This window comes from Roseovarius albus, assembly GCF_900172335.1.
Classification (GTDB): Bacteria; Pseudomonadota; Alphaproteobacteria; order Rhodobacterales; family Rhodobacteraceae; genus Roseovarius; species Roseovarius albus.
Map to the genome: position 1 here is coordinate 355,210 of NZ_FWFX01000003.1, position 22,366 is coordinate 377,575.

Sequence of the window (22,366 nt, forward strand, 5' to 3'; positions counted from 1 at the left end):
GATCCGCCTTATTGTTCAGGAACCAGGATTTCGCGCTTGCCAACGTGGTTCGCCGCGCTGACAACACCCTCGTCTTCCATCTGCTCCACTAGCTTCGCAGCCTTGTTGTAGCCGATCGACAGCTTGCGCTGGATGTAGGAGGTGCTGCATTTGCGGTCTTTAATCACAATCGCGACGGCCGTATCATAGAGCGCATCCTCGCCATCGGTATTGCCCCCAAGCCCCAGAACCGCATCGATGTTGCTGGCTTTTTCCTCTTCCGGGCCTTCAACAACGCCACCGACATATTCAGGTGGACCGTAAGCTTTGAGGTTATTGACCACTTCTTCAACTTCTTCGTCCGAGACAAACGGACCGTGACAGCGGGTGATTTTACCGCCACCGGCCATGTAAAGCATGTCGCCCATACCTAAGAGCTGTTCGGCGCCCATCTCGCCCAGAATGGTACGGCTGTCGACTTTCGAGGTCACCTGGAACGAAATCCGGGTGGGGAAGTTCGCTTTGATCGTACCGGTGATCACGTCCACCGAGGGACGCTGTGTCGCCATGATCAGGTGAATACCCGAAGCCCGCGCCATCTGCGCCAAGCGTTGAATACAGGCTTCGATTTCTTTGCCAGCAACCATCATCAGGTCGGCCATCTCGTCAACTATAACGACGATATATGGCATTTTTTCGGGAATGATTTCCTCGGTCTCGAACACTGGCTCGCCGGTCTCATCATCAAAGCCGGTCTGCACCGTACGGCTAAAGGTCTCACCTTTGGACAGGGCTTCTGCCACGCGGCCATTGTAACCATCGATGTTGCGCACACCCATCTTGGACATCTTGCGATAGCGATCTTCCATCTCGGCCACGACCCATTTCAAGGCGACAACCGCCTTTTTCGGGTCAGTCACAACCGGGGACAGCAGGTGCGGAATGCCATCATAAACCGACAGTTCCAGCATCTTGGGGTCAATCATGATCAGACGACATTCATCCGGCGTCAGCTTATAGAGCAGCGACAAGATCATCGTGTTGATCGCCACAGATTTACCTGATCCGGTGGTCCCCGCGATCAACAGGTGAGGCATCTTGGCGAGGTTTGAAATCACCGGATCACCACCGATGTCTTTGCCCAGTGCCAGTGGCAGCTTTTGATTGCCATCGCCAAAGTCACGGGTCGACAATAGTTCGCGAAGTGCGACCATTTCGCGGTTTTCATTCGGCAATTCAATCCCGATTACGCTGCGCCCCGGCACCGTGGAGACACGCGCAGACAGTGCACTCATCGAGCGCGCAATATCATCTGCCAAACCAATCACACGGCTGGCCTTTAGACCCGGTGCAGGCTCCAACTCGTACATGGTGACGACCGGACCCGGACGAACCGAGACGATCTCGCCCTTGACCCCATAGTCATCCAGCACGTTTTCCAGCATGCGCGCATTTTCTTCGAGCGCTTCATCACTCAGGTGATGGCGTTCTATATTGATCGGATTCGACAACAAGCCCAAGGGCGGCAGCTCATATTCCACCTTGTTCTTTTCTTCGAATTGCAGCGACGGCTGGGCCTCGGCCGCAGCGCGTGCGGATGGCTGAACCGCCTTGCGTGGCGTATGCTGAACCACAGCGCGCGCCTCGGGCATTGGCAACCGTTCCGGCACCACGTGCGCATCGGCTTGCATGGTGTTTTCCGGTGTCATCATCGCTGCATCGATGTCAGCCTCGTCGACCACATCAATGTCCATCGGGGCTTCAAAGGCGTCTTCATCAAGAACCGGTTGCTCGTGCGCCGTAAATGGGGTTGCCGCTGTCAGTGGCGGCTCAGCCGGAATCCCCCGACGACGGGTTGTGTCCAGAATAAGTGGGTCGGGCCCACGACCACGCCCCTTGGTCAGCGGCGCAACGCTTTCGACCTGCACGGCAGGCGACTGGCGCACGCGGGATTTGATGATGCTAGAAATCTTGGCCTTGATCCTGTCATCAGTCGGGCCTTCCATCTCCACTAGATCTGCCGGGATGTGCGCCTCGACCAATTCGGGCTCCGGCATCGGTTCGGGTTTGCGCATCAGCGATGGCATCAGGGCCCGCAACCCACCAGATTTTTCCGGCTCAACGGTCTCTTTGACGATAGGCTCTGCTGCCTCTTCGCGCTGACGCGACAGGACCGGCTCGACCGCGCGGCGGACCACTGGCGAAGGCACTCGTGGTGCCGCTACCTCTGGTGCATCAAATTCGACGTAATCGACGTCATCTTCAAGAACGGCATCCTGCACATTAGCGCGTGCTGCACGACGTTCGGCCATACGGGTCTGTGCTCCTTGCGCCGCGTGAACGGCACCCGACGCCCCTCGGCCCAACAGGTTCATCAGCCGGGCATAGGTCATGATCACGCCCACCAGCAGGAAACGCCAGATGCGCGCCAGCTCAGGCTTGGTGAAGCCCAGTACAAACGCCCCCAATGCCAGCATGGAAATGCCCAGCACCAAGGACATCAGCTTGATGCCCAGACCTGCGCTTACCGGCAGAATGCCCAACAGCGCGCCTAGAATCGTATCCCCAAACAAGCCACCCAGGCCAAAGCTATGGGTCGCGGCCCATTCTGCGCCCGGTGTGAGGGTTGAGGCATAGAGCGCCAGCACCGCGATCCAGATCGGCGCAAAAATCAGACGGGACACGGCGCGTTCTTCTCCCTTGTGCAAGGCAAAACGCAAACCCCAAGCAGCCAGAACCAGCGCAACGCCCCAAGCGCCGCCACCAACGATCATGAACAAAGGCGCGGCAATCGATGCACCTAACCGGCCAAGCGCATTTTGCACCGGCGCGTCCGTCGCCGACAGCCAGCTAGGATCATCAGGCGTGTAGGTCGCGATCATCACCGCTGCCAGTGCGGCAAGTGCCAACAGGCCCAGCCCCAGCATTTCCTTGCCGCGTTTTTCGATAGCTTCAGCCATCGAGCTATCCAGCAATGGTTCGCGTCCACGTGTCTGATATGCCATGTTACCCTCGTCCTCGTTCTTACTTATAAAGACAGTCACGCAGGCGGATCAGGCCTTGTTCTGTCTCTTCTTTTGGGGCCACCAATGCGACCCGAATAAATTCTTTTCCGGGATTGAACCCGTTTACCTCGCGGCTGAGATAAGCGCCGGGCAGCACCCGCACCCCAGTTTCAACCCAGGCCTTTAGTGCGGCTTTTTCACCGTCATTCACTGGCAGCCACAGGAAAAACCCGGCCTCTGGTCCACTGTATCCGGGCACCTCGGTCATGATCTCATCCGCCATATCGTATTTTTCGCGGTAAAGGCGGCGGTTTTCGATCACATGGGACTCGTCCGCCCAGACCTTTTCAGCCACATGTTGAAGCGGCATTGGCAGCGGGCTGCCCGAATAATTCCGTAGCTGACGAATACGCGTAATGTTTTCAGGCCCACCGGCAACAAAGCCGCTGCGCAACCCCGGCAGGTTTGACCGTTTCGACAGGCTATGGAATGCCAGCACCCGTTCAGGATCAGCGCCCAGATCATGCGCGACCTGCAAGGCCCCGACAGGCGGCTCTTCACCACGGTAAATCTCGGAATAACACTCGTCAGCGAAGACCTTGAAATCGTATTTCTCAGCCAGCTGAATCAAGTCTACCCAGTAGTCCCGGCTCGCCACAGCCCCTTGCGGATTACTGGGGGAACACAGATAAGCCACCGCCACTTGATTGAGCAGATCCGGCGACAGCGCCGTGAAATCGGGCATGTACCCGTTGTCAGGTGTGGCGTTCAGCAACACAGGCTCTGCCCCCACGCTGATCGCCGCAACCATATAAACTTGATAAAAAGGATTGGGCAACAGCACTTTGGGCTGACCATTCTTCACCTCGGGGCAGACCGCCATCATGGCGTTATACAACCCTTCGCGTGTGCCATTTAACGCCATCACGTTTTTCGTCGGATCCATCACCACACCGTAGCGCTGGCCGATCCAGGTTGTGATCGCCTCCAGCAGCTCAGGCTTGCCCTCGTTCACAGGGTACTTCCCGAAACCCGCTGCATTTTCTTTGATGATATCAACGATCCACGGGGGAAAGTTGTGCTTTGGTTCTCCAATTGTCATATGCACAACGTCACCACCGGGCGGATGCACATCAAGCAAACGCCGCAAACGCGGAAATGCATATTCCGGAAGGTTCGAAAACCGCTTAGGGAACATTGGTTACTGCCTCAAAATCCGGGGACTTTTGTCCCTCTTGACCCTGAATCTACCCAAGGTGAGGCTTTAGGTCCAGCAAAACCAATGTCTTGACATGTGATTTGTGGCAAATATGGCGATCCAGCCATAGCGCCACAAAATCACACGCCACCAATAAGTTAGCTAAGCGCCTCTTCGGCCGCATGCGAGACGCGCAACAGCGCCTCTTCGCCAAAGGGCTTGCCGCAGAGCATGATGCCGCAGCTCGGCACGCCGGTGGGCAAAGTCACCGCACATAGGCCCAACAGATTACCCACACGCGTGTTGCGCAGCGCCAGCAGGTTTTCGGTGACATAGTATTCGTCATCACTCAGCAAGCGATCATGATTGGGCGGCAGAATCGGCGCCGTCGGCATCAACACTGCATCAAATTCCGCGACGCGCGCGTTCCAGATGGCACGCAATTCGTCCAACCGGTTCCATGCTGCAATATAGGCCGGCGCGGTGATCTCTTTACCCAAACGGAAACGCTCCAGAATTGGCGGGAACATCTTTTCGGGCGCGGCTTCAATCGTGTCCTGCCAGATGCCATAAGCCTCGGCGGTGAAAATCACGCCAGACATCGACAGCGCCTCTTCAACCTCCGGCACTTCAATTGGCACAATCTCGGCCCCGGCCGCCTGTAGACGCGCCACGGCACTTTGATACGCATCGCGCGGTGCTATACGAATATCATCCAGAACGCCGGTTTGAAGCGTGGCAAAACGAACACCTTTCAGCGATGTGCCCTTAAGATCCGCAGCCTGACCGCCTTCCAGCGCGGCCAACATCAAGGCACAATCCTCTACCGTGCGACAAAGCGGCCCTACGGTATCGAACTTGGAACATAGGGGCACGGCCCCATCAAGAGACAACCGTCCACTGGTCGTTTTCAATCCAACCAAATCATTCCATGCCGACGGAATTCGCACCGATCCCCCGGTGTCACTTCCAATCCCGCAAGGCGCCAGATTGAACGCCACGCTGGCCCCTGCCCCGGATGATGATCCACCAGGCACAGCCCCTTCGTCATTCACGCAAGGCGGCGTGGCGGTCATTGGGTTCAGGCCAAGCCCTGAAAAGGCCAACTCGCTCATATGGGTTTTACCCAGACAGACCAACCCTGCCATCGTCGCATTGCGCAGCACTTCTGCATCGCGCGCGGGCGTGCGACCTTTGAGCAGCGCACTGCCGGATTCAGTGGCAATGCCTGCCGTATCAAACAGGTCTTTCCAACTAACAGGCACACCGTCCAAGGCACTCAATCTCTGTCCCGCTTTCGCGCGGGTCTGCGCCGCCCCAGATTCAGCCAGAGCGCGCTCATGCGTCACCTCGGAATAAATCCGATCACGATGCGGGTGCGCGTCAATCGCATCCAGATAGGTCTGCGTCAGGGCCACTGGGTCAATCTCACCCTTGCCAATACCTCGGCCCAGATCTGCCGCTGTCATGGTCAACCACTCTTGCATCACGCTGTCTCCTGAATCTCTCGTCGCGCAGACGGTAGCGGCAACACAACACATGGACAATCCCACATCGCGCAGCATATTGAAGGACATGACGCATGAGAACGATATCCTGATCGTAGGGGGCGGGTTGAACGGCCCAGCTCTGGCCTTGGCTCTAGCACAGGCAGGGCATGGCGTGACCGTCATCGATGCTCAAACCAGCGAGATCCGCAAGGATGCGGCTTTTGACGGGCGTGGCTATGCACTGGCCTTGGCTTCGGTCCGCTTGTTGCGCGCAATTGAAATCTGGGATCGGGTTGCGGAGAACGCTCAGCCGATGTTGGAAATCAAGGTCTCAGACGGTCGCGCGGGCGAGGGACCATCGCCGTTTTTCATGCATTTTGATCACGCCGAGATCGAAGAAGGCCCCATGGGCCATATGCTGGAGGATCGTTTCTTACGCCGCGCCTTTCTGGAGGCAATGGATGCCGAGCCTCGCATTCGCCAGATCACCGGCAAGGTGGTCGCACAGGCAGTCGAAGGCGCTGGTGTCGCCCTGACGCTTGACAATGGTGATGTCTTGCAGGGTTGCATGGCTATCGGATCGGACGGACGGGCCTCGGAAACCGCAACCCGTGCCGGGATCAAACGCACCGGCTGGGGTTATCAACAAACCGCATTGGTCGCTGCAATAGAACATGAACTGCCCCATAACGGCATCGCACATCAGTTCTTCATGCCTCCCGGCCCGCTGGCCATTTTACCCCTGCCCGGAAATGTCTCCTCTATTGTCTGGAGCGAAACCGCCGAGACGGCGGCGCAATTTGATGCGCTGGATGACGACGAGTTCATGGAAATTCTGCGCCCCCGCTTCGGCGACTTTCTGGGCGATATCAAACTGCGCGGCAAACGTTACACCTATCCTCTGGGCCTGACACTCGCTGACAGCTTCATCGCCCCACGTCTCGCCCTGATCGGCGACGCCGCACACGGTATGCACCCCATCGCGGGCCAAGGGTTGAATGCAGGTCTGCGCGATGTCGCTGCACTCGCGCAGGTCATTTCCGAGGCTTCCAAACGCGGCGAAGACATCGCCGCGCCAGATGTTCTGGCGCGCTATCAACAATGGCGGCGGTTTGATACCGCCACCTTGGCGATGGTCACCGATGTCACCAATCGGCTCTTTTCCAACGACAACGGGTTGCTGCGCCTGGGACGTGATCTGGGAATGGGCTTGATCGGATCAATGCCGGGTCTGCGCCGCAGCTTCATCCGCGAGGCGGCCGGTCTCACCGGGGAGCTTCCGGATTTGATGAAAGCCTGAATCAGGCGTTCTCCACCTTACACAACCCAGGAATGTCCACTGGCGTCGGTTCCCGATTTGATGACCTTCGCCGGTTTGGCATTGAGCACGCCCCTGCTGTGAATCTAAGTGTAAACCAAAAATGCTAAATACAGTGAATTTCCAACTTGAGGACAATTGCCCAAAATGTGTCAAAAATAAGGCGGATTTACTCAATCTGTCGCCCCCAATGAAACAAAACCACCAGTCCAGTAGGGAACATCCCCAACTGGGAAACCCGCATTTCAGCTGGTCGATTTAGGTGGGGCACCAGGACAACCTGAAGACGTCAATCCCATTTAAAGGACTTCCAGTCCCAAATTCAGTCATGTATATAAATATTACGGTAACAGGCGACAGATTAAAGCCTGGGGGAAATAAGTTTAACGAGTGACGCGTACCGAGTGTTTGTAGTGAGTATAAAGATAGCGAGTGATTGTAATGAGTAAGCAAAGTGAACCGTCGACCTTTAGGGAAAATGCGCATCCTCGCCAAGAGGATTGCGCAGCCCACCTTTCCGCTGAACCAGACTACGCAAACAACCCACTGATCATGCATGTCGACCTGAGCGAAAAGTGCCGTAAAAAGCGTGAAAGCCTGCCGCTCCTGCCACCTTGCGAGCCTGTGATCATCGAGCGTGCCCCTGAAAAGGAGCTATCTCTCTTCTCCCGCATGGCACGGGCGCTTCACGCCAAGGGCAAAGACTACATCCAGTCTCTGATCTTTCCGGCGGATGCCGTTGTGGTGCGCTGCAACGAAATTAAAGATTAAGCCGAGCATCACACATCTTCGTGGCAAACGTCTGACAGTCGGCTTACTCGCTAATACCATTCCGTATTCAGCGCGAATTTGGACGTTCTAAATATCGGATATTATCTTGGTGAATTATAAACCAAGTCACCTTGCTGCCACACGACCACAGTCTTACATCCATAGGGGCGCTCTCAAGCCATTGACACCCTATGAGGATATGTTGTTCTCTTGAGTACCGCCAACCCAACAAACCATAAATATGACATTTCGAAAATACCAAGCGTTGCACGATTTACAATGTGCCGCATCCCAGCTTCTTGGATCGATCCAGCGTGATCTAACCGCTTATGAGCGTTCGATTAATGAAAAGTTAATCCCACATTCAACTAGCCGCATCCCACATTGGACCTTGGGGCTAACTCAACAGTACTGGTCGTCACTCATATCAAAATCTTGCACACCAACAGAAAGCGACTTGGAATTTCTGTTGGCTACATGTTTGCTGCTGCTTGATCGCTTTGAAAATCCTGACAGGAGCAGCGATTTCGAGTGGGAGTGGGATGAATGCGCCGACATCTACCGCAGCGCGCCTGCGCCCATTCGGTCGGCCCTGATGAACGGGTTTGAGGTCGCGCGACAATATGATCTGGTTTCCGAGCAGATCCGCCCAACAAAGGGCGACCTAACGACCTACTCAACATCAGAGATCATAGCTCCCCTCTTAGATATAGCCCGCGCTTTGACCAATGAAGAGCGTGCCGAAATCGCAACAGCGGATTACGGCTGCAATATTGACAAACATCGGTCCGCCCTTGATGCGCTTTTGAACTCCGCTGATTGCCGCTTTCACGACTCATGGTTTCCAACCGAGGTCGTAAGTCTAGTGGCTTACGTTTCTGGTGCAACGGGTTTCGAAGGGTGCAGTGCGCTGATTCTCGCGAATGCAATATACAATAATGATAATTCTGACAGCGCTTCTTACAGATGGCAAAGCAACAAATTCAGTTACCTTGATTTACCTCTAGCAGCGGGCAAACCGATCATTTCTGCGTTCCGCCACCTGTACGAAACTATCACTGATTGGGATCCATTTTTCGATACGTTCGCACCAGAACGGTTACCACTGCACAGCTATATCCCTTGGAATTCGGATAAAGATCCTGAACGTCCCGCGCTCCCTAAACCCGTTCCAAAATCCGAATAACCGTATCGCCATAACTGCGCTCGTCCAGCAACGTCAGCCCTTCAGGCACGGCCACAACAGCACTCTCCTCCCAGACAATCAGCGCCGTATCAGCAAGCCACCCGCCTTTAAGCGCTGCGGCTAGTGCTTGCTCTCCCATCCCTTTGTTATAGGGCGGGTCAAGAAAAATCAGATCAAACGGCGCGCCAGGATTGTCGCCCAAGCGCCGCACATCGCGGGTGATCACTTTGGTCGCGCCTTCCGCCCGGCACAGGGCGATGTTTTCCCGGATCAGCGATAGCGACTTGCGGCCGTTTTCGACAAAGCTCACATGCTCTGCCCCGCGCGACAGCGCCTCCAGCCCCAGTGCGCCGGTGCCGGCAAAGAGGTCCAGTACACGTGCGCCCTCAAAAGGGTCGCCATAGGCATTGGTTAGCACATTAAACAAGCTTTCGCGCACCCGGTCAGCGGTGGGGCGCAAGTGCGCTGCACTATCGCCCTTGCCCACCGATGCCAATCGGCGGCCACGAAAATCGCCGCCGATGATTCTCACGCTTTCAGCAGGCTCTTCAACTCTGTCGTGGGGTCTTCAATCGCTGCCGGCCCCGGCGATTTCCCCATGTCGATCAGGCGCTTGCCTACCATATACGCGCGCGCATCGTTCATGGCGTCAACTGCCAACAGTGTCTCCCCATGATAGTACCAAAAGGACACGCTATTCTCATTATCGCCCGGACGGGTGATAATCCGGTCGTAACCGGTATTCAGCCCGGCGATCTGCAACTTCACATCGTACTGATCTGACCAGAACCAGATCGTTGGTACATATGTTTTGTCTGCGCCCAACATGTTTTCGGCCACAATCTCTGCCATGTCGATGGCATTGGGCACGCTTTCCAGACGCAACCGGCCATCCCTGAATGGAAAGGATGCGCAATCGCCCGCCGTCCAGACTGACGGATCACTGGTCTGGCCCAGCTCGTTGGCCTTAATGCCGTTGTCGATCTCCAATCCTGCCGCTTCAGCCAAGCCTGCCGACGGCATAATACCGACGCCAACGATGGCAAAATCAATCTCAAGCTCGCTGCCATCTGACAGGCGCGCTCCGGTGACACGACCGTCGCCCAAAAGCGTCTCCAGCCCAACACCTTCGTGAATATCCACGCCATGCCCCTTGTGCAGCGCGCGGAAATAATCGGATGTCTCTGGCGAGGCCACACGTTGCAGGATCCGGTCGGCCATCTCAACCACAGTCACTTGCAGCCCCTTGGAGGCCGCGACCGCTGCCGCCTCAAGCCCGATATAACCGCCACCGATGATCAGCACGCGTTTGCCTTCGACACACTCCGGCGCCATGGCATCAACGTCTTTCAAGTCACGCACCACATACACGCCGTCCAGATCGCCACCAATCGCGGCAGGCAGATAGCGCGGCGACGACCCGGTGGTCAGTGCCAATTGGTCATAAGGCACGGCTTCAGCGCCAATCATTACTTGTTTGTTTGTGGTATCGATGCCGGTCACTGTCGTGCTCAGGCGCAGCTCGATATCATTCTCGGCATAAAAACTCTCGGGCCGCAGATACAGCCGCTCCAGTTCCATTTCACCCAACAGGTACTTTTTCGACAGCGGCGGGCGCTGATACGGGGGGGCCGCTTCCTCACCGATCAAGGTGATCTTACCGTCAAACCCCAGATTGCGCAGCTTCGCCACCAAGGAAGAGCCCGCCTGACCGGCCCCGATTACGACGATATTCGACATGTCCCTCTCCTGTGTTTTGGGTGGCTTTGGCAGCCAATGCACCTATAACTAATTCAGAGTTCAACGCAATTGATATACAGGAAACGACAATGAGTATTTCTACTGGCGACAAACTTCCCGAGGCCACGCTGACTCGCATAGGTGCCGAAGGCCCCGAGGCAGTGAACCTTTCCGAACTGACTGCGGGACGCAAAGTGGTGATCTTTGCCGTGCCCGGCGCCTATACCCCCACTTGCCATTCGGCGCACGTGCCCAGCTTTATCCGCACCAAAGATGATCTGGCCGCCAAAGGCATTGACGAGGTGATCTGCGTCTCGGTCAATGACCCGTTTGTCATGGGCTCCTGGGGTGAAGCCACGGGTGCAAGCGCTGCTGGTATCGCCATGCTGGGCGATGCTGAGGCGACATTCACCAAAGCCATCGGCATGGAATTTTCCGCTCCACCCGCCGGGCTGATCGACCGCTCAAAACGCTATGCCATGGTGGTGGACGACGGCACCGTGATCCTCCTGCAAGAAGAGGAAAACCCCGGCGTCTGCGAAGTCTCTGCCGGTGAGGGGATTTTGGCAGCCCTGTAAGGTGCTACGGCTTGAGCAGGCGCGTGATGCGCCTGCCGCTTTCTGATACATAGTGCTGGGTTAACACTCACCCTACGGCACAAGATCGGGTTACTTTCTCTCCGGATGCTGGCTTGCACGTTGCAGCAGCGTGTCAATTTTACGGATGTATGTCGCCAAGTCTTCTAAGGTTTGGATCGTGATCTCAGGAACGAATTGATGCTCGCTAAATGCACGCCAATCGTCGATAGAGCCAAATTTACGTCTATAGGTCGTGCTGGAGATATAAACGCTAAGCGCCGGGCGTTTTGCTCCACCTCTAGGGCGCAAGGTCCATACTTTGCAAACGACAGTACAAGACGCGAATACATAACTTCCCGCTAAAATGGGCTCTCTCGACACCAAACCGAGAGCACCTTGCCTGTCGAATAGCATCCAAAAGGACGGGCTGATCGGAAATTTCAAATCTGCTGGCAACTGGGTCGGAGCAATTTCCTCACCCAGTTCCGGCAGCTTATTGTGAACGCGAGCATAAAGTGATCTCGCATCATATTGCGAATTCCGAGGTGTATAGGGATTCACTGTTACAGAATTTACATGACCGTTTTTGCGATCTTCGCGCTCGATTCCAAACCAATCGAACAACTCATCGCAACAGCGTTTCAGCCCGCCACCTGCACCACTATATGTGCGCCGGGGATCATCAATCGAATTCCCAATCTGATAGCTCACAATTTCTGGAACATCCCCATCTAATGCACGCTCTTGCCAATTTGGCAAAGACAGTCGGCGCATAGGAAAATACAAACGCTGCTTGGGGAAATCGAAGGTATGATAGCCAAGCGGGAATTCGTCGCAATTTTTCTCAGCGCAAAGCTCAGCCCACAGGTCTCTTGCATGTGCCGTGGCTACCAAACCTATTACGAAGGTCAAAAACACAGTCACAGTTTTGATGAATTGAGACATATGCAGCGTGCCCTTTAAATCGCAACACCACACTTAAACGGGAATTAATACTCCCGCAACAACCGCCCCAGCCCCGACAGCTTGTCATCGACTCCGGCCAGCCGCAGGCAATCCCACAGCATGGCTTGGTTGGAACAGATCACCGGCTTGCCCAACTCCTGCTCAATCGCATCGACCACATCAATACTGCGCAGCGCGCCGCAGCTGAGCAGCACCGCATCGGCATCGGGCCGGTCGATGGCGCGAGCGTAGTCGGCGATGTACTCGGGGGCGACGCGGATCATCTCGGTGTCATAATTCAAGCCCATGCCATGCGCCTCCAGCACCGTGAAACCGGCCCCTTCCAGATAGGTCGCGACATTGGTATTCAGCTCGGCCACATAGGGCGAACCCAGCACAATTTTCTGCGCGCCCATGGCCGCCAGTGCCTTGCGCACCGCGCCCGCCAATGTGGTTGTTTGCGCCCCCGGTGCGCCCTTGGCCAGTTCCGCGCAGGATTCCTCCTCGCCCACCGCCACGGTGCCCGAGGTGCAAGCAAAAGCCACCACATCCAGCCCGTCATCGGGCAGGATCCGCGCCGCTGTTTCCGCCAATGATCCACGCAACTGTGCCAAGCTCTCGGTTGAGATTTCCCGTGGCATCGTGGCCCGGCTGAAATACGCCCCGACACCCGCAGGCAGATAGCGGACCATGTCATCCTCAATGGTTTGCTCATTCGGGATCAGCACAAATCCGATCTTGCCACGCGCATTGCGCCCGGCGTCGAAGCGCACGTGATTCAAGATGTCCTGACGTTTCTGCTCCGGCAATACATGCTTGTTCATCACAGTGCTCCCTTACTGAGTGTCTCGCCGCACCAATCGCGGGCCATATTGTGACTTCTCAAAATCATATCTGGCAGGCGGGGCATCTGCGGCGTGGATCTTGGTTGTGCCATCCGGCTGCATCCGACGCCAACCCACAAGTTCCCCATCGGTATCATATTCAAACTCATCGCGCCAATCTGCCCACCAGTGCAGCCGCGGATCAAAATGTGGGGCCTGACCGTTTGTGTAATCGACCGACGTTAACAAGACCCGCCCCGATGCATTCGAGTTTTCATAGATCCGTTTCTGATGCGTTGGAAAGCTGACCGAGATAAACGCAGGGGCACTGTCATGCATGCCGTTAAAGGCAAAAACACCAATATCAATACGATGTGACAGGATGTCGTTTTGCGGCACCGACAGGGGCATATTTTGCCATTGCATCTCGATCCTCGCACGAGTGCCCGGCCCGTCTAAAAGCGTGATCTTCACCCGCTCGGGATCACCGCGCAACACGACCCATTCAAACCGCAGATCGCGTCCGTTTGGATCTTTCGTATCAACAGCGGACACCACCATGTCTTGTCGGTACTGATGTCCGCGCCAGATTCGGGCAATTGCCGAGGGGGTGTCAAACAACTTCTCCGACATACCGCCCAGCCCGGCCAGCTTGTTGAAGCTTTCCTCCTCGACTTTCAACCGGACCATCGGTGGAATATCTCCCAGTTTAAGATCTGCGGCAAAGGCCACCATGCGCTCGGGCGCGAGTTGCTCCTTGGAAAAAACGGTCGGGTGGGCACGGGCCGTATAATAAGCCTCGCGCTTGTATATCCCGGCCAGATTACGACGTAAGATCATTTGCAGGGTTGGCGCTAGCAGCTTTTGCTCGCGTAGAAATTTGCGAGTCTCCTCCGGCAAGGCTGCAATCGTCATGAAAAAGGCTTCTAAAAACGGCCTGTCTGACCCCGAAGAGCCCTGTGAAATCACCATATAGGGCCAGTTTGCGGGAAACATGTCAGCCCCATCGTGATCGCGATGTTCAGGGTACATATAGATATGGTTATTGGAATAAGTCAGATAAGCACGTGCCGGACCGCCATTGCCGGTCATACCCAATCGCGCCTGACTACGCCCCGTGAGCCAATGGGTCCCAGCCGTCGATGAATTTCCAATCACCGGAAAGGGATAAATGATCTGCCCAGCCAAGCCAAAATCGATGTTGGCGTTTTGCAACTCAGGCCCATATTGCAACCGAGGGAGCGACGGAAACTTGTTGCGCGCTACCTCGGAATGGGCTCGGTCACGATTGTCATAGGCAACAACAGGATTGCGGCCACCGTGCTTAAGCTGCAAACGCCGGACCAGTACGGCAGAAGGCGTTTCATCGGTGGGGGTGACCCAAGGGGACGTCAAATCCCCTATTGGAAACGTGATGTTTGGCGCGATCCACCCCAATGGGCCGATCTGCTTGAGGTCCTCGCGCAATATGTTGATGTTTTCAGCCGCCCGCAGCCCCGCAACAGGCAGTGCCGACAGGAAAGCCAAAAGGCAGAGATAGAATACCGTCTTTCGATCATTCATCGTAAATCCCTGAGCTTTCGAACGGATTGGGTGCCTTGCCCTACATTAAGCCAAGAACCGTCTTCTTCAACATCCATCAACCCCAACACGAAAAGGCCCCAACAATTATGCTGAGGCCCGTTCCTTTGATCGAATTTTCCATTTATTGGCCTTGCAACTCTGCAAGCTTTTCCCGCGCTTTTTCAAACTGTGGCAAGGGATCTTCACCCGCCATTTCAATTGCTTTGGTCAAAACCTCTTTGGCTTCATCGAACCGCTCAAGTGCGACATAGGTCATCCCCAAGTGATATTGCACCAATGCATGTTCCGGCAGGCCCTTCGCAGCAGGTTCAAGATACTTAACCGCTTCATCGAAATTACCACGGCGGTACTCAATCCAACCATAAGTGTCTTGCAACGCGGGGATTTCATAGTTTTGCAAGCGGCGGGCAATTGCATACGCGCGATCCAAATCTTCCGCGCTATCGCGATGAGTCGTGATCAAACTGGACAAGTTATTCGCGACAACGACATTTGCACTGTTTTGTGCATATAGGCTTTCGTAAATCGCAATCGCCCCCTCAAAGTCCTTTTCCTTTTCCAATCGTTCCGCCTTGAGCAGATAGGCCGCCGTTGGGTTTGGGGCCTTTGCAATCTGCTCATCAATCAAAGCCGCGGCCTCTGCTTCTCGGCCATCTGCGATCATGATGGCATTCAAAGTCCGCAGCGCATTTGTATTTCCAGGCGCTTTTTCCAGAACCTTAACGTAAATCGGCTCGGCCAGATCACGTTCATTCTGAATCATATGCAGGCCAGCTCTCATGAACTGTAGCTTTAGGTTGTCCGGATCACTCGCCAACCTTTCTTCTAACAGGGCGACGGCCTCATCTGTCTGTTGCGCTGCGATTTTTGTCCGCAACAGCGCAACAAATGCCGCATCACCTTCATTTCCCCCCTCCGCCGACAGACTTTCAAGCAAGGCAATGGTTTCATCAACACGTTGCTGTCGCAGCAACTTGTCTGCTTCAAGCCCATTCGCGGCATTCAGCGCTGCTGTAGTTTCCAACGCTTTCAAGCGCCAGATCATGCGCGTCGCTTCATTCCAGTCTTCGGTTTGAACATGCAGCGCGCCCATGCTGCGCAGCAAATCCACATTTTCCGGTGCCTTAGTTAACGCTTCATCCAAAACCGCTTTGGCGGCATCAACACGCCCTTCTTGCGTCAAATAGGTTGCATACCGCAAAGATTCAGGCACGGCTTGAAGCGACACCTCAACGGCCAAAGCATAACGTTCACCCGCCAGATCCCGCGAACCTGCCCGTTCGTGCGCCTTTGCCATCAAAGTCAGGATATTGGCATCTTGCGGTTCCTGCGCCAGCGCCGTTCGCAAATCAATAATCGCGTCATCCGGTTTATCTTCGTCCACCAACCACGCCGCCCGCATCTTTAGCCCGTCGACGTTTGACGGATCTTCCAGCAGCACTTCTTCAATCGCCGCTCGGGCCCCCACAGCATTCCCGTCATGCAATAACATCTGCGCCAAAATTACTTTTGCTTTCAAAGCTTCCTGCGTTGCCTCAGCTTCGGCCAAAAGCGTTTCCAGTTTGGTGATGGCTTCAGCTTTGTTACCTTCCTCAAAGTCCATTGAGGCCAACAAAGTTTCATACGTGATTGTTTCTGCTTCTGTCGCAATCAAACGTTCCAATTCCGCCCGTGCCGCGTCCTTACCTCGTGTGTCCAGTAGAAATCGTACGACGGTCAGTTTGGCTGTAGATGTCGCCCCTTCGGCATCAGCAGCTTTGCGCAGATAAGTTTCGGCGTTATCTACATCGCCACGCTTCAGATACCACGCGATCAAAGAGTTCCGGATATTTTCATTTTCGGGGAATTTGTCGGCCATCTGTTCAAGCGTTTCACCCGCAGCTTCGAAATCTCCTTCGCGCAATTGCAGCTGCAACTTTGTTGCATTCAGCGCCAGATCATTCGGATGAATCACCAGTGCCTCATTTAGCAGCTTCAGAGAGGCCAGATTTTCTCCTGTTCGCAGCTTCTGATCGATCACGATGCGCCATGCAATCATGCTTTCGGGCATCTCTTCGAGAATATCCATCGCCCGCTCTGCCTGCTCCGCGGCAACCGCATTGTCCTCACCCCGCTGTGCTTGTGCATAGGCAAGAGCGATGTCGATCACTTCGACCTTGGGGTTTTCAGGATCTAATTCGATTGCCGCCTTGCCATGGCGCTCAGCTTCTTCCCAATTCTGGACATCGATCGCCATTTCGGCCAATTCGATCTGCGCTTCCAGCGTATCAGGATAGCTCTCAACAACCTTCAGAAAATGACTGTAAGCGCTCGCGCGCTCCCCCAACTCCAACTGGCTCCGTGCAAATACAAGTCGCGCTTCTTTATGTTCAGGATCTAGCTGAAAAACATTCCGGAATTCAACAGCGGCTCGGGCAACATCCCCCTCTTCCAGCAATTCCAATGCCGTTTCAAAATGTCTCTGAGCGCGCTCTTCTGAGCTTTCACAAGCCGAGACAAGAAAAAAGGCCGACATTGCAAGGGCGCAAATTCGACCACGACCAGAGAGGAAGTACATTCTAGTGTCCTTTGACGCTGTCATGGAAAGACGATGTTACTATAGCAGCAATAAACCGAAACCTGTCACCATGAAAGCCCGCAGGCTTAGCATCCTGTCCCACGCAGCATCACAACAACTGTCCGGGTAATCACGCGCAGATCCGCGGCCAGTGAGACACTTTTGTAATACAGATCGTCAAAACCAGCGCGCGCGGCAAATGACGTATTGTTGCGATCAGAGATCTGCCAAAAGCCCGAAATACCAGGGCGCATGCTAAAATAAGTGCTTCCGGGGTACAGCATTTGCTGCTTGGGCATCATTGGACGCGGCCCAACAAGGCTCATATCACCGATTAAAACGTTCCAAAGCTGTGGGAGCTCATCTAAAGACGTCTTTCGAATAGCCGCACCAATTGTCGTAATGCGTGGGTCGGCTGACAGCTTTTGCATTTCATCCCACTCGCGTCGCGCACAGGAATTGACTTCAAGATATTGCTCAAGCGCCTCGTCAGCATCAGCAACCATCGTCCGGATCTTCCACATCGTGAAAATGCGGCCGTTCCGACCGACGCGTGACTGCTTGTAGAATGGGCCGCCGCCATCAAAAGCAGTCAGCACTGCAAGCAAAAACACAACAGGCAGAGCAATTGGCGCAGCCAACAAGACCAGTGCAATATCCATGGCGCGCTTGCCAAAATGGCGATAAACACCACGACGGACATTTTTGGGGGTTCGGCTTGGAAATAGTTCAAGCGCAGCACTATGATCGGCTACGAATTTGTCATTTTGAACAGTCATAAAAACACGCTCTCTACATACAACTCATTAAAAACCTTGTTTCACTCGCAAACTGGAGAACAAGCCACTATTCGCTCTGATCAATTGGTTGATTATGATACTATCGAAGTACATCTTCGCCCTACATCGACCACTCTTAACTCACAATTCGAACATATTTGCTTTAGCACCGCTTCTCAACATGTTTAATAAAAATACATCATTTTCTGGATATTGATCGGGCGCACCCCCCTAAATATTGCACATTTGTTTCGACTCGCCCCAAAAATGCCCCATTTCGACCGGCTTTGTTTCGCCGACAAGTCAAATTCAGCCAAAACATCGAATCAAAAGTTAATTAAATTGCTCATTTGCGAGATCTCAGACACATATTTGCCTCGCCTACGTCTTCATATTGCCTGCGGCCACCTATATTAGGTAGCGTTGCAATGAATACGGGCGCAATGTGCCCACAATTTCGCCGTTTGACGATTGAACCATACGCTTCTGCCAAAGCATATTGTTAATGATGTGGGACTAAACAAAATGAGTGGCCAGGAGTCCAAGATCAATCCCCTTACAGCCGTAAACCGTCGGCTGTCGCGGTTGTTTGCGCCACGAAAGCCTCCCATAGATCCTCCTGCCAAACACAACGATAGCGATCCCACACGTCGCATCCAACAGGGACAAGAGTCTTCTCAAGTATATGACAAATCAAAACAAGCGACGTATATACTGAAAAAGCAAGAGCTTGCCGACGTACGCGATGGCGCCTCTGCCAGCTTTGACAATAATCCTCCCGAGATTGGGGCAATGGGGCAAAACAACGAAATCAACAACGCTCTCGCCATTTACGCTGAGCACTTCAACCTGAAAATGCGCCCGTTTTCATTGTTACCAGATCCGGACTTCATGTTCTGGTCAACCGAACATCGACGTGCCTATACGATGTTGGAATATGGCATCGTGACCTGCGCGCCGATCACCTTGATCACCGGGGATATCGGTTCGGGCAAAACCACCCTCTTACGTCATTTGCTGAATAATATGGAAGTGGGTATCAAGGTCGGTCTGGTGTCAAACGCGCACGGATCACGCGGTGAACTGTTGCGCTGGGTGCTCATGTCGCTAGATCAAACTGCACCGAAGGAGGCAACCTATGTTGATCTGTTTGAGCAGTTTCAAACCTATTTGATCCAGGAATATGCACAGGGCAACCGAGTCGTCATTATTTTCGACGAAGCCCAAAACCTGAGCCGTGAATCGTTGGAAGAGCTACGCATGTTCACCAACATAAACGCCAATAAAGATGAGCTGATCCAGCTAGTATTGGTTGGCCAGCCAGAGCTACGCGACATGATCCGCCGTTCGGATCTGCGGCAGTTCGCCCAAAGGGTTGCGGCGAACTTCCACCTTGGCCCGATGGATGCCGCGTCGGTGCAGACTTACATCGGTCACCGCTTACAAAAGGCCGGCGCGAAAAAGAACCTGTTTACTAAGAACGCCTGCACCATGATTTTCCAGCAAACCCAGGGTGTTCCGCGACTGATTAACCAGCTATGTGATCTGGCAATGGTATATGCGTTCACGAACAACCAGAAAACAGTCACCGAACGAACGGTTCAACAGGTGCTAGATGATGGCGCGTTCTTTTGCGCCGGTGCGTTTGAGACGGAAGATGACGAAGTGCAATGACTGAAGACGGCAAGTTTTACATTTCTCTTTTCCTAAGACGCCTGCATTATTTTCTGCTGATCGTCTTTGCGATATCCGCGACCGGACTGACCGTCGCGTATACTCTGCCGCCCGTTTACAAGGCCGAAGCGCAGTTGTTGGTCGAGTCACCCCAAATCCCCGGGGATCTTGCCTCTTCAACTGTTGTGGTTGACGCCTCTGAAATCCTTCAGATCATCAAACAGCGCATCCTGACACGGGCCAATATGCTGGACATTGCACGCGATTTCGACGTGTACGACGACCCTTCGGACATGTCGGCTGACGATATCGTCAAAGACATGCGCAAACGCATTGGTTTCAGCCTGCCCCGCAACCCCACCGGCGCATCCTTCGTGACCGTTTCGTTCGAGGCCGACAACGGGCTTCTCTCAGCACAGGTCACCAATGAGCTGGTGACGCGTATCCTCGAAGAAAACGTCTCGATGCGGCAAGCAGCCAGCGGACAGACTCTGGATTTCTTCAAACGCGAAGTTGCGCGGCTGGATCTGGAACTTGCGGATCAGGGGCAGAAGATCCTGGAATTCAAGCTCAGGAACAAGAACGCCCTGCCTGACAGTCTGGATTTCAGACGCACGCAATTGTCTGCGGTTGAAGAGCGCAAATTACAAATCGATCGCGAATTGGTCAGTCTGAACGACCGGCGCACCCGCCTAGAAGAGCTTTATGAAGCCACCGGCGAAACCTTCGGCTCTGAAGGCAACTTGAGCGATGAAGAACGCCGACTGGCTGCGCTGCAGGATCAATTGGCCTCGGCTTTGGCGATTTACTCGGAACAGAACCCCAAGATTAGCCATTTGAAAGCCCAAATCGAAGTGTTGGAAGAGCGTCTAGCACGTCAATCCGGTGCCTCAGGTGGAACTGGTGCGAAACTCTCCCCCTATGACCTCCAGATGGCCGACCTTCAAAGCCAGATCGATTTCCTAACCGAGCAAAGAGCAACCATCGAAGACGAATCGAAGCTCCTCGAACAAAGTATCGACCAAACACCCGCAAACGCGGTGACCCTCGGTGTTTTTGAACGGGACTACGAAAACCTGCGCATTCAGTACAATCAGGCAACCGCAGATCTGGCCGCAGCGCGGACTGGTGACCAGATCGAGGCGCAATCGCGTGGACAACGCATCACGGTCATTGAACAGGCCATTCCCCCACGGGAGCCAACAGACCCCAATCGTAAGATGATCGCAGCCGCCGGCGTTGGCGGGGGCATCATGGTCGGGCTGGGCCTGATCGTTTTGTTGGATTTGCTCAACACCTCAATTCGGCGCCCCGCTGATCTGTCAAACAAGCTGGGCATCACCCCATTTGCAACCATCCCCTACATCCGGACCCGCCGGCAAGTTCTGGCGCGGCGCATCATCATATTCTCGGCCCTGTTTGTTGTGGTTGCCGGAATTCCGCTGTGCCTGTACTGGCTGCATACCTATTATCTGCCCATGGATATGATGATAGATATTGCGATGGATAAATCTGGCCTGCGCAACCTTTTTGACCAATTTAACCCGAGATAAGATTGAAGAGGCAACACTCATGGAACGCATTCAATCTGCCATCGAAAAGGCGCGCAAGACACGCAACGAGCAGGCGCAAGGCGCAAATCCACTTGCTGCACGAGGCTCTGCACCCGCCGCACGTCCGGTAAATGCTGAGACGGGATCCGAGGATGCTTTGTGGCAGGCCCTCCCTCCTTTCTCAGCAGACGTCACGCTTTTGGAGCGTAATCGCATCATTGCAGACGCCACCAGCCACCATGCCGCACCCTATGACATCTTGCGCACCAAACTTTTGCAGCAGATGCGCAAGCACAACTGGCGCCGCGTGGCAATCACCTCGCATGGCCCCAGCAACGGCAAAAGCATGACAGCGATGAATTTGGCGTTCAGCCTGGCAAAGCAATCTGAGCTGCGCACCATGGTTATAGAGCTGGATATGCGCCGCCCGTCGATTGCCAGAATTCTGGGCGTGAACGAACCGCTTCAGTTTTCACAGGCCCTTGCCGGAAGAGACGAAGCCGAAAACCATATGCTACGCTATGGCGACAATCTGGTCATCGCCATGAACCAGACAGGTATTCGCAACTCGGCAGAGATGCTCCAAGGGGTGACAGCGGCCCGGATGCTTGATGAAATCGAGGCCAGATACAAACCCGACATTATCATTTTCGACACGCCCCCCCTTATGGTCAGTGACGACACGCTCGCCTTTCTAGACCAAGTGGATTGCGCGCTTTTCGTGGCCGAGGCGGAGAAAACCACCCCCGACAATGTCGACAAGGCCGAACGCGAACTGGCCTCGCGCACAAATGTGCTGGGTGTCGTCCTGAACAAGTGTCGCTACATGGGCCAGAACGAAAACTACGGCTACTATTATGGCGACTGACACCACAGTTTGACGTCGCCAAAAACCTTTGTATTTCTTAATATTAGAGTGATGCAGCACAATGCATTGATTTTGCCGTTGCACCTTTTCGCTTTTCGACAGGTTTTAAATCAATCTTTGCTCCACGCCCTGAATTCTCCTTATTGGAGTCCCAAAACCACCCACAAATAAACCGAGCCTACCTTCCGGAAAATTAGTGAAGGGCAAAAATTCGTGGTAATTTCGGAAACACACCCATTTAATATTAAGGACTGTTTCCAAAACTGCCCGACTTTCGCACTCTCTCAAGTGTTGCTCACATCTACAAAATAGTGCCG

17 protein-coding genes are annotated in these 22,366 nt (G+C 54.4%); 7 read left to right on the forward strand and 10 right to left on the reverse strand.

Annotated elements, in window-relative coordinates:
* Window positions 1–8 precede the first annotated feature (8 nt).
* The 3 genes from ROA7450_RS07100 to ROA7450_RS07110 form a co-directional block, all read right to left on the reverse strand.
* Complete coding sequence (locus ROA7450_RS07100; RefSeq protein WP_085804988.1) at window positions 9–2,984, reverse strand: DNA translocase FtsK; 2,976 nt, start codon at window positions 2,982–2,984, stop codon at window positions 9–11.
* Between the two features lie 19 nt (window positions 2,985–3,003).
* On the reverse strand, window positions 3,004–4,182 hold the full coding sequence (locus tag ROA7450_RS07105; RefSeq protein ID WP_085804989.1) for an aminotransferase class I/II-fold pyridoxal phosphate-dependent enzyme: 1,179 nt from the start codon (window positions 4,180–4,182) through the stop codon (window positions 3,004–3,006).
* A 158-nt stretch (window positions 4,183–4,340) separates the two neighbouring features.
* Window positions 4,341–5,669, reverse strand: a complete 1,329-nt coding sequence (locus ROA7450_RS07110) for an amidase (protein WP_085804990.1) — start codon at window positions 5,667–5,669, stop codon at window positions 4,341–4,343.
* 88 nt (window positions 5,670–5,757) lie between these two features.
* Between ROA7450_RS07110 and ROA7450_RS07115 the strand changes: the two genes are divergently transcribed.
* The 3 genes from ROA7450_RS07115 (at window position 5,758) to ROA7450_RS07125 (ending at window position 8,947) form a co-directional block, all read left to right on the forward strand.
* Window positions 5,758–6,972: an FAD-dependent monooxygenase gene (locus ROA7450_RS07115; RefSeq protein WP_085805060.1), complete on the forward strand. Its 1,215-nt coding sequence runs from the start codon at window positions 5,758–5,760 to the stop codon at window positions 6,970–6,972.
* A gap of 459 nt (window positions 6,973–7,431) precedes the next feature.
* On the forward strand, window positions 7,432–7,761 hold the full coding sequence (locus ROA7450_RS07120) for a hypothetical protein (RefSeq protein WP_085804991.1): 330 nt from the start codon (window positions 7,432–7,434) through the stop codon (window positions 7,759–7,761).
* A 469-nt stretch (window positions 7,762–8,230) separates the two neighbouring features.
* Window positions 8,231–8,947 (forward strand): hypothetical protein, encoded by a 717-nt coding sequence (locus ROA7450_RS07125; RefSeq protein ID WP_143534385.1) that lies wholly within the window; start codon window positions 8,231–8,233, stop codon window positions 8,945–8,947.
* On the opposite strand, the gene rsmD is transcribed toward ROA7450_RS07125, so the two are convergent.
* Together rsmD and ROA7450_RS07135 are read right to left on the reverse strand one after the other, a co-directional pair.
* Window positions 8,922–9,479, reverse strand: coding sequence for a 16S rRNA (guanine(966)-N(2))-methyltransferase RsmD (gene rsmD, locus ROA7450_RS07130; protein ID WP_085804993.1), 558 nt, complete (start codon window positions 9,477–9,479; stop codon window positions 8,922–8,924). The two genes, ROA7450_RS07125 and rsmD, sit on opposite strands and share 26 nt — an antisense overlap.
* Window positions 9,476–10,687 (reverse strand): NAD(P)/FAD-dependent oxidoreductase, encoded by a 1,212-nt coding sequence (locus tag ROA7450_RS07135; protein ID WP_085804994.1) that lies wholly within the window; start codon window positions 10,685–10,687, stop codon window positions 9,476–9,478. Before ROA7450_RS07135 ends, rsmD begins: the two co-directional genes overlap by 4 nt.
* Window positions 10,688–10,776: 89 nt before the next feature.
* Here ROA7450_RS07135 and ROA7450_RS07140 point away from each other — a divergent pair, with 89 nt between their 5' ends.
* Window positions 10,777–11,265 carry a peroxiredoxin gene (locus tag ROA7450_RS07140; RefSeq protein ID WP_085804995.1) on the forward strand — a complete coding sequence of 163 codons (489 nt, stop codon included), beginning with the start codon at window positions 10,777–10,779 and terminating at the stop codon, window positions 11,263–11,265.
* 90 nt (window positions 11,266–11,355) lie between these two features.
* Here ROA7450_RS07140 and ROA7450_RS07145 read toward each other — a convergent pair whose 3' ends face one another.
* The 5 genes from ROA7450_RS07145 to ROA7450_RS07165 all read right to left on the reverse strand — a co-directional run bounded on the left by ROA7450_RS07145 (window position 11,356) and on the right by ROA7450_RS07165 (window position 17,954).
* A complete protein-coding gene (locus tag ROA7450_RS07145) occupies window positions 11,356–12,210 on the reverse strand; it encodes a hypothetical protein (protein WP_085804996.1) in 855 nt (284 codons plus the stop codon).
* Window positions 12,211–12,254: 44 nt separating this feature from the next.
* Complete coding sequence (locus ROA7450_RS07150) at window positions 12,255–13,034, reverse strand: maleate cis-trans isomerase family protein (RefSeq protein ID WP_085804997.1); 780 nt, start codon at window positions 13,032–13,034, stop codon at window positions 12,255–12,257.
* A 12-nt stretch (window positions 13,035–13,046) separates the two neighbouring features.
* The gene (locus ROA7450_RS07155) at window positions 13,047–14,597 is read right to left on the reverse strand and encodes a hypothetical protein (protein ID WP_085804998.1); all 1,551 of its coding nucleotides are present in this window, start codon (window positions 14,595–14,597) and stop codon (window positions 13,047–13,049) included.
* A gap of 142 nt (window positions 14,598–14,739) precedes the next feature.
* Window positions 14,740–17,175 (reverse strand): tetratricopeptide repeat protein, encoded by a 2,436-nt coding sequence (locus tag ROA7450_RS07160; RefSeq protein WP_159454015.1) that lies wholly within the window; start codon window positions 17,173–17,175, stop codon window positions 14,740–14,742.
* A gap of 86 nt (window positions 17,176–17,261) precedes the next feature.
* Window positions 17,262–17,954 carry a sugar transferase gene (locus tag ROA7450_RS07165; protein ID WP_085805000.1) on the reverse strand — a complete coding sequence of 231 codons (693 nt, stop codon included), beginning with the start codon at window positions 17,952–17,954 and terminating at the stop codon, window positions 17,262–17,264.
* 525 nt (window positions 17,955–18,479) lie between these two features.
* Here ROA7450_RS07165 and ROA7450_RS07170 point away from each other — a divergent pair.
* From ROA7450_RS07170 to ROA7450_RS07180, 3 genes are read left to right on the forward strand one after another with little or no spacing between them, the layout of a single operon-like run.
* On the forward strand, window positions 18,480–19,628 hold the full coding sequence (locus ROA7450_RS07170) for an ExeA family protein (RefSeq protein WP_234999459.1): 1,149 nt from the start codon (window positions 18,480–18,482) through the stop codon (window positions 19,626–19,628).
* A complete protein-coding gene (locus tag ROA7450_RS07175; RefSeq protein WP_085805001.1) occupies window positions 19,625–21,181 on the forward strand; it encodes a GumC family protein in 1,557 nt (518 codons plus the stop codon). Before ROA7450_RS07170 ends, ROA7450_RS07175 begins: the two co-directional genes overlap by 4 nt.
* Window positions 21,182–21,200: 19 nt before the next feature.
* Entirely contained in the window at window positions 21,201–22,049 is an 849-nt protein-coding gene (locus ROA7450_RS07180) for a CpsD/CapB family tyrosine-protein kinase (RefSeq protein WP_085805002.1), read from the forward strand.
* Window positions 22,050–22,366 lie beyond the last annotated feature (317 nt).

Bases quoted from the DNA above. Each gene is read 5' to 3' on its own strand.
- ROA7450_RS07100 (WP_085804988.1), bottom strand. From the start codon at position 2,984: ATGGCATATCAGACACGTGGACGCGAACCATTGCTGGATAGCTCGATG.
- ROA7450_RS07105 (WP_085804989.1), bottom strand. From the start codon at position 4,182: ATGTTCCCTAAGCGGTTTTCGAACCTTCCGGAATATGCATTTCCGCGT.
- ROA7450_RS07110 (WP_085804990.1), bottom strand. From the start codon at position 5,669: ATGCAAGAGTGGTTGACCATGACAGCGGCAGATCTGGGCCGAGGTATT.
- ROA7450_RS07115 (WP_085805060.1), top strand. From the start codon at position 5,758: ATGACGCATGAGAACGATATCCTGATCGTAGGGGGCGGGTTGAACGGC.
- ROA7450_RS07120 (WP_085804991.1), top strand. From the start codon at position 7,432: ATGAGTAAGCAAAGTGAACCGTCGACCTTTAGGGAAAATGCGCATCCT.
- ROA7450_RS07135 (WP_085804994.1), bottom strand. From the start codon at position 10,687: ATGTCGAATATCGTCGTAATCGGGGCCGGTCAGGCGGGCTCTTCCTTG.
- ROA7450_RS07140 (WP_085804995.1), top strand. From the start codon at position 10,777: ATGAGTATTTCTACTGGCGACAAACTTCCCGAGGCCACGCTGACTCGC.
- ROA7450_RS07145 (WP_085804996.1), bottom strand. From the start codon at position 12,210: ATGTCTCAATTCATCAAAACTGTGACTGTGTTTTTGACCTTCGTAATA.
- ROA7450_RS07150 (WP_085804997.1), bottom strand. From the start codon at position 13,034: ATGAACAAGCATGTATTGCCGGAGCAGAAACGTCAGGACATCTTGAAT.
- ROA7450_RS07155 (WP_085804998.1), bottom strand. From the start codon at position 14,597: ATGAATGATCGAAAGACGGTATTCTATCTCTGCCTTTTGGCTTTCCTG.
- ROA7450_RS07160 (WP_159454015.1), bottom strand. From the start codon at position 17,175: ATGTACTTCCTCTCTGGTCGTGGTCGAATTTGCGCCCTTGCAATGTCG.
- ROA7450_RS07165 (WP_085805000.1), bottom strand. From the start codon at position 17,954: ATGACTGTTCAAAATGACAAATTCGTAGCCGATCATAGTGCTGCGCTT.
- ROA7450_RS07170 (WP_234999459.1), top strand. From the start codon at position 18,480: ATGAGTGGCCAGGAGTCCAAGATCAATCCCCTTACAGCCGTAAACCGT.
- ROA7450_RS07175 (WP_085805001.1), top strand. From the start codon at position 19,625: ATGACTGAAGACGGCAAGTTTTACATTTCTCTTTTCCTAAGACGCCTG.
- ROA7450_RS07180 (WP_085805002.1), top strand. From the start codon at position 21,201: ATGGAACGCATTCAATCTGCCATCGAAAAGGCGCGCAAGACACGCAAC.